This is a genomic window from Bradyrhizobium zhengyangense (assembly GCF_022012555.1).
GTDB lineage: Bacteria > Pseudomonadota > Alphaproteobacteria > Rhizobiales > Xanthobacteraceae > Bradyrhizobium > Bradyrhizobium zhengyangense.
Genome location: NZ_JAKLTZ010000004.1, coordinates 693,914 through 706,120, shown reverse-complemented (window position 1 = coordinate 706,120; position 12,207 = coordinate 693,914). Strand labels below are relative to the sequence as shown.

At 62.1% G+C, this 12,207-nt stretch carries 11 protein-coding genes; all 11 read left to right on the top strand.

Annotation, left to right across the window (positions count from 1 at the left end):
- The first annotated feature begins 23 nt into the window (after positions 1 to 23).
- The 11 genes from L6639_RS18865 to trbL all read left to right on the top strand — a co-directional run bounded on the left by L6639_RS18865 (position 24) and on the right by trbL (position 12,205).
- The gene (locus L6639_RS18865; protein WP_006018724.1) at positions 24 to 1,787 is read left to right on the top strand and encodes a relaxase/mobilization nuclease domain-containing protein; all 1,764 of its coding nucleotides are present in this window, start codon (positions 24 to 26) and stop codon (positions 1,785 to 1,787) included.
- A 36-nt stretch (positions 1,788 to 1,823) separates the two neighbouring features.
- Positions 1,824 to 3,812: a conjugal transfer protein TraG gene (locus L6639_RS18860; protein WP_006018725.1), complete on the top strand. Its 1,989-nt coding sequence runs from the start codon at positions 1,824 to 1,826 to the stop codon at positions 3,810 to 3,812.
- A 6-nt stretch (positions 3,813 to 3,818) separates the two neighbouring features.
- Positions 3,819 to 4,244, top strand: a complete 426-nt coding sequence (locus tag L6639_RS18855) for a ribbon-helix-helix domain-containing protein (RefSeq protein WP_006018726.1) — start codon at positions 3,819 to 3,821, stop codon at positions 4,242 to 4,244.
- 133 nt (positions 4,245 to 4,377) lie between these two features.
- Positions 4,378 to 5,706 carry an MFS transporter gene (locus tag L6639_RS18850; RefSeq protein WP_006018727.1) on the top strand — a complete coding sequence of 443 codons (1,329 nt, stop codon included), beginning with the start codon at positions 4,378 to 4,380 and terminating at the stop codon, positions 5,704 to 5,706.
- A gap of 228 nt (positions 5,707 to 5,934) precedes the next feature.
- The gene (gene trbB, locus L6639_RS18845; protein WP_006018728.1) at positions 5,935 to 6,849 is read left to right on the top strand and encodes a P-type conjugative transfer ATPase TrbB; all 915 of its coding nucleotides are present in this window, start codon (positions 5,935 to 5,937) and stop codon (positions 6,847 to 6,849) included.
- Position 6,850: 1 nt separating this feature from the next.
- The gene (locus tag L6639_RS18840; protein WP_006018729.1) at positions 6,851 to 7,174 is read left to right on the top strand and encodes a TrbC/VirB2 family type IV secretion system protein; all 324 of its coding nucleotides are present in this window, start codon (positions 6,851 to 6,853) and stop codon (positions 7,172 to 7,174) included.
- Entirely contained in the window at positions 7,174 to 7,437 is a 264-nt protein-coding gene (locus tag L6639_RS18835; protein WP_006018730.1) for a VirB3 family type IV secretion system protein, read from the top strand. The genes L6639_RS18840 and L6639_RS18835 overlap by 1 nt, the downstream gene beginning before the upstream one ends.
- A gap of 10 nt (positions 7,438 to 7,447) precedes the next feature.
- Positions 7,448 to 9,889: a conjugal transfer protein TrbE gene (gene trbE, locus L6639_RS18830; protein ID WP_006018731.1), complete on the top strand. Its 2,442-nt coding sequence runs from the start codon at positions 7,448 to 7,450 to the stop codon at positions 9,887 to 9,889.
- Positions 9,886 to 10,614, top strand: coding sequence for a P-type conjugative transfer protein TrbJ (trbJ, locus tag L6639_RS18825; RefSeq protein ID WP_006018732.1), 729 nt, complete (start codon positions 9,886 to 9,888; stop codon positions 10,612 to 10,614). The genes trbE and trbJ overlap by 4 nt, the downstream gene beginning before the upstream one ends.
- 26 nt (positions 10,615 to 10,640) lie before the next feature.
- Positions 10,641 to 10,985, top strand: coding sequence for a putative entry exclusion protein TrbK-alt (trbK-alt, locus tag L6639_RS18820; protein WP_338076544.1), 345 nt, complete (start codon positions 10,641 to 10,643; stop codon positions 10,983 to 10,985).
- On the top strand, positions 10,982 to 12,205 hold the full coding sequence (gene trbL, locus L6639_RS18815; RefSeq protein ID WP_006018734.1) for a P-type conjugative transfer protein TrbL: 1,224 nt from the start codon (positions 10,982 to 10,984) through the stop codon (positions 12,203 to 12,205). The genes trbK-alt and trbL overlap by 4 nt, the downstream gene beginning before the upstream one ends.
- Positions 12,206 to 12,207: the final 2 nt, after the last annotated feature.

Here is a 12,207-nt window from a genome sequence, read left to right as displayed (position 1 = left end):
TTGGCGTCCTTCGAGGCGCAGTCATGACCACGGGCGACAGCGATCTGCGTATCCGGCCCGGGCGCATCCGCAGTACCCGCGCGCCGAAGCCGAAAAGCTTCATCAATCAGGTGCTACGCGCGGCGAAGAAAACCGGACACACCTCGGGTCAGACCCCGGCCGGCAGGCGTTCCGCGGCCCATGGGCGTTCGACGTTTGGCCGCGGGCGCCTCGCCTTTAGCCGGGCGAGATTGTTCAGCCCGACGCGGCGCGTTGTGGTGAAGGCGCGCGTGGTTCGCCACAAAGGACGAGCCTTCCGCTCAGCGCCGCTGACGGCCCATCTCTCGTATCTGAAGCGCGATGGCGTGACCCGGAGTGGTGAGCGGGCCGAGATGTTTGATGCCCGCGGCGACGGCGCCGATAGCGCGGCGTTTGCCGAACGCTGCAAGGACGACCGTCACCATTTCAGGTTCATTGTCTCGCCGGAGGACGCCGGCGATATGACCGACCTGAAGGCCTTCACCCGCGACCTCGCCAAGCAGATGGAAGCCGACTTTGGCACGCGACTGGATTGGGTGGCTGTCGATCATTGGAATACCGACAATCCTCACGTCCATCTTCTCGTTCGGGGGGTCGACGAAGAGGGCGCTGATCTCGTGATCTCCCGCGACTACATCAGCCGGGGCCTGCGTTCACGCGCCGAGGAATTGGTCGCGATCGAACTGGGTCCAAAACCGGAGCACGAGATCCGCAATTCGCTGGAGAGGGAAGTCTCGGCGGAACGATGGACGCGGCTCGACCGGGAGGTCCGACTGGCGGCGGAAGAGACCGGGTATATCGATCTTCGACCCAAGAATCCCGGCAGCGCGGATCCTGAGATCCGCCGCCTGATGGTTGGCCGTCTTCAGCACCTCGAGAAGATGGGCCTTGCCGCATCCGCCGCACCAGGGGAGTGGATGGTCGGACTCGAGGCCGAGCGCAGCTTGCGCGACCTCGGCATGCGCGGCGACATCATCAAGACCATGCACCGCGCCTTTACCGAGCGCGGGGAAGCGCGCGGCGTCGCCGACTTCGTCATCGAGGGTGGACAGCCGACGTCTCAGCTTATGGGACGACTGGTCGAGCGTGGATTGCATGACGAACTGACTGGCGAGGCCTACGCCCTGATCGACGGGACCGACGGACGCGCGCACCACGTGCGCTTTCGAGGTATCGAGGCCTTCGAACATGCTCCGCCCGTTGGGGGAATCGTCGAAGTCCGACGCTTCGGTCAAGCCGGCGATCCACGGCCGACCGTGGTGCTCGCCATCCGCTCCGATCTCGATCTTGCCGAGCAGGTCACCGCAAAAGGCGCGACCTGGCTTGACCACAGGCTGGTCGAACGCGACTCCATGCCGCTTGCCATGGGCGGATTCGGCCGAGAGACGCGCCAAGCCATGGAAGCCCGTACCGAGCATCTGATCCGGGAGGGCCTAGCGCGGCGGCAGGGCCAACGCATCATCTTGCAGCGCAACCTCCTGAACACGTTGCGCCAGCTTGAACTGGACCAGGTGGCCGCAAAAGTCTCGGCCGACACCAGCCTCCCTTACGTGAAGTCCGAATCCGGGGAGCATGTGGCGGGGACATATCGCCAGCGTCTGACGCTCGCCTCGGGACGCTTCGCCATGATCGACAATGGGCTCGGCTTCCAACTCGTGCCCTGGTCGCGCGAACTCGAAAGGAGGCTCGGCCAACACGTCACCGGCGTCGTGAAGGACGGCGGTGGAATCGAATGGGGCTTTGGTCGCAAGCGCGACCTCGGTCTCTAACAATCGCACCAATCCAGCTGCGGAAGGGCGTTCGGGATGTCCGGAACCAAAATCCTTTGGGGGCAGGTGATCGTGGTCGGCCTGATCGTTTTGCTGGCCATCTGGGGAGCAACCGAGTGGACGGCCTGGCGGCTCGCCTGGCAACCGGAGCTTGGGCGGCCCTGGTTCGAACTGTTGGGCTTCAAGGTCTATTACCCGCCCGTCTTCTTCTGGTGGTGGTTCGTCTACGACGCCTATGCGCCACGGGTCTTTGTCGAAGGAGCCTTCATTGCGGCGTCGGGGACCTTCGTTTCGATCGCGGTGGCGATCGGCATGTCGGTTTGGCGGGCGCGCGAAGCCAAGAATGTCGCGACCTATGGGTCGGCGCGCTGGGCTGGTGCGGACGAGGTTCGAGCGGCGGGACTTCTCGGTCCGGATGGTGTGGTGCTCGGCAAGCTCGACCGCGACTACCTTCGCCACGACGGGCCGGAGCACGTGTTGTGTTTTGCACCCACCCGATCCGGCAAGGGTGTCGGTCTTGTCGTCCCCTCGCTCCTGGCTTGGCCCGGCTCGGCCATCGTTCACGACATCAAGGGCGAGAATTGGCAACTGACCGCGGGCTTCCGCTCGCGACACGGCCGCGTCCTGTTGTTCGATCCCACCAACCCAAAGTCCTCAGCCTACAATCCGCTGCTCGAGGTCCGGCGCGGGGAATGGGAGGTTCGCGACGTCCAGAACGTGGCCGACGTCCTGGTCGACCCCGAAGGCTCCCTCGACAAGCGGAACCACTGGGAGAAGACCAGTCATTCGCTCCTGGTCGGCGCCATACTCCACGTTCTCTATGCCGAGGCGGACAAGACCTTGGCCGGCGTCGCCGCCTTCCTGTCCGATCCGAAGCAGCCGATCGAGACCACGCTGAGGGCGATGATGACTACACCGCACCTTGGCGAGCAGGGCGCCCATCCCGTCGTCGCCTCGACCGCGCGCGAACTCCTCAACAAATCCGAAAACGAACGCTCCGGCGTCCTATCCACCGCGATGTCGTTCCTCGGGCTCTACCGCGATCCCGTCGTGGCCCAGGTGACCTGTCGCTGCGACTGGCGGATTGCCGATCTGATCGCAGATGGTCGCCCGACGACGCTTTACCTCGTGGTGCCGCCGTCGGATATTTCTCGGACCAAGCCGCTGATCCGTCTGGTGCTGAACCAGATCGGCCGGCGCCTGACCGAGGATCTACACGCCCGCGACCGTCGGCATCGAGTGCTAATGATGCTCGACGAGTTCCCGGCGCTGGGGCGGCTGGATTTCTTCGAGTCTGCGCTCGCCTTCATGGCGGGGTACGGCATCAAGAGCTTCTTGATCGCGCAGTCGCTCAACCAGATCGAGAAGGCCTACGGGCCTAACAACGCCATCCTCGACAACTGTCACGTCCGCGTCAGCTTCGCGACCAACGACGAGCGGACCGCCAAGCGGGTATCGGACGCGCTCGGGACCGCGACCGAGATGCGGGCCATGAAAAACTATGCCGGCCATAGATTGAACCCGTGGTTGGGGCACTTGATGGTCTCGCGGCAGGAGACGGCCAGACCTCTCTTGACCCCGGGCGAGGTCATGCAGCTTCCACCGATGGACGAGATCGTCATGGTGGCGGGTACGCCGCCGATCCGGGCGAAGAAAGTTCGCTACTACGAGGATAGGCGGTTCACCGAGCGGGTTCTGCCGCCGCCAAATCCGGCGAGCGCCGGCCGATCATCGAGAACGGACGGTTGGTCAGCGCTAGGACCATTGAAGCCGACGGCGGGTCCAACTGACAAAGCCGCGGAGGTCGAGGAAGACACGGCGAACAGCGGACTCCGTCGCGAGCCCGAACTCCCCGATCACGTCGCGATCGCCAAGGAGACGACCGAACCGACGCCGGCAGAAGAATTTGCCGCCGTTCTTGACGATGACGAGGATGGGGTCCGCCAGTCCCGGCTCATACGCCAGCAGATGCGCGGCGTTGCGCGTCAGGTCGCCATGGACCCGAATGACGGTATGGAGCTCTGAGGCATTATGCGCGACCGGATGAACGTCTACTTCCCGCCAGAACTGCTGAAACAGATCTCAGAGCTCGCCGATCGCAAAAGACTTTCTCGGTCGGCGATCGTGGAAGCGGCAGTTGTTTCGTTTCTGTCCCCGGATGGAGCGGACAGGCGAGAAGCGGCGTTTACCCGGCGCCTCGATCGGCTGTCGCGCCAGATGCAGCGGCTGGAACGCGACGTGGGCTTGACGGCCGAAAGCTTGGCGCTCTTCATCCGCTTTTGGCTGACGATCACGCCGCCGCTACCCAACGACGCACAGGCTGCCGCGCAGGCAAAGGGCAGGGATCGTTTTGAAGGATTTGTCGAAGCACTCGGGCGCCGTTTGCAAAAGGGGCAAAGCTTTCTCCGGGAGATTCCAGAAGACATCGGTCGTCAGGAACCGGCCGAAGAAACTTGAGAGAGCCACGTAGACAGACCATTTCGCGGATCCTTCTTATTCTACGCCACCCTACGACCGCAGGGATTTACCCGAACTGACGAAAAGCTGGTCGCGCTATCGGCTCGCACGAGCTGACAGCAAGAGGGCCAGCATGCAAATTTCCGGGACATGGCGTCTCATCTCGCGCGTTTTTCTCCCGTTTGCTGCTGGATACTATCTTTCGTATCTGTATCGAACGATCAACGCTTTGATCGCCAGTCATCTCAGCTCGGATACCGCGCTCGGGACTGCCGACCTCGGGTTGCTTACGTCAGTCTATTTCCTGATATTCGCGGCGGCTCAGATCCCTGTCGGTATATTGTTGGATCGCTTTGGTCCGCGTCGCGTCCAGAGTGTTCTGCTCTTGCTAGCCGCAGCGGGCGCCGGACTCTTCGCGATATCGACCGGTTTCCTGTCGCTTTTGATCGCGCGTGCAATGATCGGGCTTGGCGTGGCGGCGGCGTTGACCGCAGGACTGAAGTCGATCGTCCTTTGGTTCCCCAGAGAACGAGTTGCCTTGCTTAACGGCTACATGATCATGCTGGGATCGCTAGGAGCGGTGACCGCTACGGTTCCCGTAGAATACCTACTCGCTTGGATGAGCTGGCGGCAGCTCTTTGAGATCCTAGCGGCGGCGACCGGCGCGACGGCCATTTTCATCTATGTCGTGGTTCCCGAGCGGGGCATTGTCCCATCAGCAGCCTGCGCCACTCTTAGCTCCGTTTTCAGCGATCGGCGCTTCTGGCGAATGGCCCCGTTGTCGGCGACTTGCGTCGGATCAGCCTGGTCTCTGCAGGGGCTGTGGGCATCACCGTGGCTGATCGACGTGGAGAGGCTTGATCGCACAAGTCTCGTCAGACAGCTGTTTACAATGTCCGTCGTACTAAGCGGCGGTGCCTGGTTGTTCGGTATGGCCGTCCATTACATCAAACGCAAAGGAATCGGAGCGGAGGCTATATTAGTGGTGGTTGCAGTGCTGTTCATCGCAGCCGATTCAGCCTTGATCTTGCGAGCGCCCCTGCCGTCCATCCTGCCCTGGTCGGTTGTCGCAATTGCCGGAACGGCAACCGTGGTCAGCTTCGCGGTAATAGCGGATTACTTTCCGCCGGAGCTTGCTGGTCGTGCCAACGGCGTCTTGAACGTCCTGCACTTTGGTTGGGCATTTCTGGCACAATACGCGACAGGCCTGATCCTGGAGCAATGGCACACGATCGATGGCCATAGGTCCGTCCAGGCCTATCAGGTCGCGTTCGGCCTCAACGTAGCGCTGCAGATCGCAGCCTTGGTCTGGTTCGCGCTGCCTTGGCGTAGAGTCTGCGCTTCATGGATGAGTTTAACTTCCCGCTCCACGCCAGCCTCTGTTTCCAATGGTGTCAAGTCGGTCGGCTTGTACGAGAATTCGCCCATCCTGATACCCGCGGACGACGGCGCGGAGTGGTGAGCGATAGCTCTTAGCGGACTGGTACGATTGAGCAGGAGTCCAATATCAGTTCTCAGTCTTCCTTTTTCTACGCCAGTCTACGATCACCGAAAGCGCTTGTTGCGCCAACTCCATAGGTGCTTTTTCTAATCATCCCATCTGAGGGCCCTTTGCGGACGCTCTCACTGGGTGGGGACGACGGTGCCAAGCCATTCCATTCAATCGGAAGCGAATTCGCGCGGCGCGCGCATGCTTCGTAGTGCGCTTGGCACAGCGATTGCCGGCTACCTCGAAGATGAAGCGATCATCGAGGTGATGCTCAATCCGGATGGGCGGTTGTGGATCGACAGGCTGTCGAGTGGCTTGATCGACACAGGCAAAACTCTCTCCGCAGCGGATGGCGAGCGCATTGTTCGCCTGGTAGCGCACCACGTAGGTGCGGAGGTGCATGCCGGGGCGCCACGGGTTTCGGCAGAACTGCCTGGAACTGGTGAGCGCTTCGAAGGCCTTTTGCCTCCGGTCGTTGCCGCCCCGGCCTTTGCTATCCGCAAGCCAGCGGTCGCGGTGTTTACCCTCGACGATTACGTCGCCAAGGAAATCATGACCTCGGAGCAGGCCGAGATCCTGAAGAGCGCGGTCGCCGCACGGAAGAACATCCTCGTCGCCGGGGGAACGTCGACCGGCAAGACGACTCTGACAAATGCGCTCCTGGCCGAAGTGGCAAAGACTGCCGATCGGGTCGTGCTGATCGAAGATACGCGCGAACTGCAGTGCACAGCGCCCAACCTTGTCGCTTTGCGTACCAACGATGGCGTGGCGACGCTATCGGACCTCGTTCGCTCCTCGCTGCGACTGCGTCCTGACCGTATTCCGGTCGGCGAGGTCCGCGGTGCCGAAGCCCTCGATCTGCTCAAGGCCTGGGGTACCGGGCATCCCGGTGGCATCGGGACCATTCATGCTGGTACCGCGCTCGGTGCCCTGCGGCGGCTTGAGCAACTCATTCAGGAAGCCGTCATCACGGTTCCGCGTGCCCTGATCGCCGAGACCATCAACGTTATCGCCGTGCTGGCGGGGCGTGGCGCTGATCGTCGCCTCGTTGAGCTCGCGCTCGTCCGGGGGCTTGGAGCTGCCGGCGACTACAGCCTTTCAACAGCAGGAGACTGACATGCGTCAGCAAATTCGTTTTCTTCGAGGTGCATCGGTGGCCGCCTTCGGCACGGTGCTTTTGGCGGCGGCGCCGGCATGGGCCGCTGGTTCGAATATGCCATGGGAGCAGCCGCTCAATCAGATCCTGCAATCGGTTGAAGGTCCGGTTGCCAAGATCATCGCGGTCATCATCATCGTCGTGACCGGGCTCACGCTCGCGTTCGGGGATTCGTCGGGTGGTTTCCGCCGGCTGATCCAGATCGTGTTCGGCCTGTCGATCGCATTTGCCGCCTCGAGCTTCTTCCTATCGTTCTTCTCCTTCGGCGGCGGCGTGGTGGTTTGATGGATGAACCGGTCACAGGTTTTGTCGTGCCCGTTCACCGCGCACTCACTGAGCCGATTCTGATGGGCGGCGCGCCGCGGTCCGTCGCGATCGTGAACGGCACGCTTGCTGCGGCCCTTGGACTTGGATTGCGGCTCTGGATCGCGGGTCTCATCCTCTGGTTCATCGGCCACATGGCCGCCGTCTGGGCCGCCAAGCGCGATCCCGCATTTGTCGATGTCGTGCGCCGACATCTGCGCATTCCCAGCCACCTCAACACCTGAGCGCTCCGCCATGATGAACCTTGCCGAATATCGTCATTCCAACGCGCGTCTCGCCGACTTCCTGCCCTGGGCAGCTCTCGTCGACGAGGGAATCATCCTGAACAAGGATGGTTCTTTCCAACGGACAGCAAAGTTCCGGGGACCTGACCTCGACAGCGCGGTGCCGGCCGAACTCGTTGCCGTCGCCGGTCGTCTGAACAACGCCTTGCGCCGCCTCGGATCCGGCTGGGCCGTGTTCGTTGAGGCGCAGCGTCATTCTGCGGGCGCTTATCCTCCAAACACCTTTCCGGATGTCGCGTCTGCGCTGGTCGATGCCGAACGCAGAGCGCAATTCGAGGAGGCAGGTGCCCACTACGAGTCCAGTTATTTCCTGACCTTCCTCTATCTGCCGCCGGAGGAGGGAGCGGCTAAGGCGGAGCGATTGCTCTATGAAGGTCGCGACCGCACCGTTGGAGCAGATGCCCGGGAGGTGTTGCGCGGCTTTATCGATCAAACCAACCGCGTGCTGCAACTCGTCGAAGGGTTCATGCCGGATTGCGCCTGGCTCGATGATCAGGCCACGCTGACCTATCTGCACTCGACGATCTCGACTAAGCGTCACCGCGTTCGCGTGCCCGAAATTCCCATGTACATCGATGCGCTTTTGGCCGACCAGCCACTGACCGGCGGGCTTGAGCCGATGCTGGGTTCAGCGAACGTGCGGGTCTTGACGATTGTCGGCTTTCCGGGCGCGACGACCCCGGGGGTCCTGGACGACCTGAATCGCCTGGCATTCTCGTATCGTTGGTCGACGCGCGCAATCATGCTCGACAAGACCGATGCCACCAAGCTGCTGACCAAGATTCGGCGGCAGTGGTTCGCCAAGCGAAAATCCATTGGCGCCATTCTCAAGGAGGTCATGACCAACGAGGCGTCGACGCTGCTCGATACCGACGCCCACAACAAGGCGATCGACGCCGACGCGGCGTTGCAGGAACTGGGGTCGGATCAGATCGGACAAGCCTTTGTTACGGCCACCCTCACTGTGTGGGACCGAGATCCCAACGCTGCCGATGAAAAGCTGAGGCTGGTCGAGAAGGTCATTCAGGGCCGCGATTTCACCTGCATGATCGAGACGGTGAACGCTGTCGAAGCCTGGCTCGGTAGCCTGCCGGGACATGTCTATGCGAATGTGCGGCAGCCACCGGTCTCGACGCTCAACCTCGCCCATATGATTCCGATGTCAGCCGTGTGGGCCGGTGAGGCGAGGGATCTGCACTTCAAGGCGCCGGCACTCCTGTTTGGCAAGACTGAGGGATCGACGCCCTTCCGATTCTCTCTCCACGTCGGCGACGTCGGCCACACCCTCGTGGTGGGCCCGACCGGCGCCGGAAAATCCGTTTTGCTGGCTCTGATGGCGTTGCAATTCCGCCGTTATCCGAACTCTCAGGTCTTTGCGTTCGACTTCGGCGGTTCAATTCGGGCGGCTGCGCTCGCCATGGGTGGCGACTGGCATGATCTCGGCGGTGCATTGTCAGACGGGGACGAAAACCCCGTCGCCCTGCAGCCGCTGGCCTGGATTGAGGATCCTTCCGAGCGCGGATGGGCGACGGAATGGATCGGCGCGATCCTGGCACGGGAAAAGGTCGAGATCACCCCGGAGGTCAAGGATCATCTGTGGTCGGCACTGACATCTCTCGCTTCGGCGCCGAGGGAGGAGCGGACCCTGACGGGCTTGTCAGTCCTGCTCCAATCGAACTCTCTGAAACGCGCCTTGCAACCTTATTGCCTCGGCGGACCTTCCGGGCGCTTGCTCGACGCCGAATTCGAGCGCCTTGGCGAAGCCTCGGTCCAGGCGTTTGAGACCGAAGGTTTGATTGGAACGGGTGCTGCGCCGGCCGTGCTGTCGTACCTCTTCCATCGCATCGGGGGCCGTCTCGACGGCCGGCCTACACTCCTTATTGTCGATGAAGGTTGGCTTGCCCTCGATGACGAGGATTTTGCGGGGCAACTCCGGGAATGGCTGAAGACGCTTCGGAAGAAGAACGCGTCCGTCATCTTCGCCACACAGTCGCTTTCTGACATTGATGGCTCCGCGATAGCACCGGCGATCATCGAAAGCTGCCCGACGCGCCTGTTGCTGCCGAACGAACGGGCGATCGAACCGCAGATCACCGCCATCTACCGCCGCTTCGGACTCAACGATCGCCAGATCGAACTTCTGAGCCGGGCAACGCCAAAGCGCGACTACTATTGCCAGTCTCGTCGCGGCAACCGGATGTTCGAACTTGGCCTTGGTGAGGTTGCGCTCGCCTTCACCGCAGCCTCTTCCAAGACAGACCAGGCAGCCATCGCGCAGCTCCTTGCCGAACATGGACCTGACGGCTTCGTGCCCGCCTGGCTCCAGCACCGCGGCGTCGCCTGGGCCCTCGACCTGATCCCCAACCTCGTCAATCTGGAGAAATCGCAATGAGACCTCTTGGCCTATTGGCGACCACGGCCGCCTTCGCGCTGCTGCTTGGCGTCACGGTGCCTGCACGGGCGCTGATCGTCTTTGACCCCACCAACTACGTCCAGAATGTCCTGACGGCCGCGCGGGAGCTCCAGCAGGTTAATAATCAGATCACCTCGTTGCAGAACGAGGCACAGATGCTGATCAATCAGGCAAGGAATTTGGCAAGCCTGCCGTATTCATCGCTGCAGCAACTGCAATCATCGATCCAGCGGACCCAGCAATTGCTGGCCCAGGCCCAGCGGATCGCCTACGACGTTCAGCAGATTGATCATGCCTTCTCGACAAGTTACGCGCCAGCGACCAGCAGCCAATCGAACCAGTTGCTGATCTCCAACGCTCAGTCACGTTGGCAGAATTCCTATGCCGCAACGCAAGACGCGCTTCGCGTCCAGGCGGGCATTGTTGGCAACCTCGACACCAATCGCATCCAGACATCCGCGCTCGTAACGTCAAGCCAGGGTGCCAGCGGCGCGCTGCAGGCAACGCAGGCTGGCAATCAGATTCTCGCGCTGAACGCGCAGCAGCTCGCCGACCTCACCGCCGTCGTGACGGCGCAAGGTCGGGCGCAGAGCCTTGAAGCGGCTCAGCGCGCCTCGGCCCAGGATCAGGGACGAGAACAGCTTCGTCGGTTCCTGACTCCGGGACAGGGCTATCAGTCATCCAACGTACAGATGTTCCACTGATGACGGACATAAGGGCATTCAAGGCGTTGTCGCTGCTTACGACAATCGGCGTGTTGGTCGTCACTGCCTGCACGATTCAGCTTCGCGGTGGTGACGAGCAGCCCGCGCTGCCGAAGGCCGCGCAGACGACAGATGCAACCAGCTCTGACCTCGCACGCTGCCGCAGCGTCACTGCGGAGGAAACGGCAGGTTATCAGCATTGCAGGCAGGTCTGGGCCGAAAACCGGCGACGCTTCTTGGCCAAGAAATCTGGTGCCGCGGTTCGTGGCCAAGAAGAACCCGCCGCTGCGTTGGCGCCGGCCCCAAAGGATCAGAGCCGGATCCCGCAGGGATATCTGCTACCGGCGACACCTGAGGCGAGCAAGCCATGACGGGTACGGGGATTATCGACCAATTCCTGGAAACGTTCACGCGATATATCGACAACGGCTTCGGCCTGCTCGGTAGCGACGTCGGCTATCTCGCAACGACCCTTGCCGCGATCGACATCACGCTTGCTGCGTTGTTCTGGAGTTGGGGGCCGGACGAAGACATCGTCGCGCGCCTCGTCAAGAAGACGCTCTTTGTAGGCGTCTTTGCCTATCTAATCGGTAATTGGAACAGTCTGGCACGCATCGTTTTCGAGAGCTTTGCCGGCCTTGGGCTAAAAGCATCAGGCGCAAGTCTCTCCGCGTCGGACTTCCTTCGGCCGGGAAAGATCGCTCAAGTCGGACTTGACGCTGGCCGACCGCTGCTCGATTCGATCTCCAATCTGATGGGCTACATCAGTTTCTTCGAGAATTTCGTCCAGATCGTCGTTCTCCTGTTTGCCTGGATCGTGGTGCTGCTCGCCTTCTTCATTCTGGCGATCCAACTCTTCGTCACCCTGATCGAGTTCAAACTCACGACGCTGGCCGGCTTCGTGCTCATTCCCTTTGGGTTGTTTGGCAAGACAGCCTTCGCGGCAGAGCGGGTCTTGGGCAACGTCATCTCTTCAGGGATCAAGGTCTTGGTCCTGGCCGCCATCGTCGGCATCGGCTCGACTTTGTTCTCGCAGTTCACCGCTGGCTTTGGTGGCAATCAGCCGACCATAGAAGACGCGATGACCCTGGTCCTTGCGGCGCTCTCCTTGCTTGGCCTGGGCATCTTCGGTCCTGGAATCGCCAACGGCCTGGTGTCGGGTGGGCCTCAGCTCGGTGCCGGTGCCGCGGTTGGAACAGGCCTTGCTGCCGGTGGCATTGTTGCGGCGGGCGCGGGTCTTGCCGCCGGCGGTGTTGGTCTCGCTGGCGGCGCGATTGCGGGCGCCGCGCGCGGTGGTGGCGCTGTCATAAGGGGAGCGTCAGCCGCCTATCGAAGCGGCGGCCTTGCTGGCGTCGCTGAGGCGGGCAGCTCGGCTGCCATGAGTCCATTGCGTCGTGCAGCGGCTGCCTTCGGGGGCGAGCAAGCTGGCGAGCAGGCCGCAAGCGCTTCGGCCGAAGGGCTGCCCGATTGGGCGCGCCGCATGAAGCGCGCCGAGACTATTCGGCATGGTGCCTCGGCTGCTGGTCACGTCCGCTCGGGCGATCATGGTGGCAGCGGCTCCTCCGTCGATTTGTCCGAAGGAGAGCGCTGAGA

What these genes read in the sequence shown, in the direction of transcription:
- L6639_RS18865 (WP_006018724.1), top strand. Translation starts at nt 24, where the DNA reads ATGACCACGGGCGACAGCGATCTGCGTATCCGGCCCGGGCGCATCCGC.
- L6639_RS18860 (WP_006018725.1), top strand. Translation starts at nt 1,824, where the DNA reads ATGTCCGGAACCAAAATCCTTTGGGGGCAGGTGATCGTGGTCGGCCTG.
- trbB (WP_006018728.1), top strand. Translation starts at nt 5,935, where the DNA reads ATGCTTCGTAGTGCGCTTGGCACAGCGATTGCCGGCTACCTCGAAGAT.
- L6639_RS18850 (WP_006018727.1), top strand. Translation starts at nt 4,378, where the DNA reads ATGCAAATTTCCGGGACATGGCGTCTCATCTCGCGCGTTTTTCTCCCG.
- trbL (WP_006018734.1), top strand. Translation starts at nt 10,982, where the DNA reads ATGACGGGTACGGGGATTATCGACCAATTCCTGGAAACGTTCACGCGA.
- trbE (WP_006018731.1), top strand. Translation starts at nt 7,448, where the DNA reads ATGATGAACCTTGCCGAATATCGTCATTCCAACGCGCGTCTCGCCGAC.
- L6639_RS18840 (WP_006018729.1), top strand. Translation starts at nt 6,851, where the DNA reads ATGCGTCAGCAAATTCGTTTTCTTCGAGGTGCATCGGTGGCCGCCTTC.
- L6639_RS18855 (WP_006018726.1), top strand. Translation starts at nt 3,819, where the DNA reads ATGCGCGACCGGATGAACGTCTACTTCCCGCCAGAACTGCTGAAACAG.
- L6639_RS18835 (WP_006018730.1), top strand. Translation starts at nt 7,174, where the DNA reads ATGGATGAACCGGTCACAGGTTTTGTCGTGCCCGTTCACCGCGCACTC.
- trbJ (WP_006018732.1), top strand. Translation starts at nt 9,886, where the DNA reads ATGAGACCTCTTGGCCTATTGGCGACCACGGCCGCCTTCGCGCTGCTG.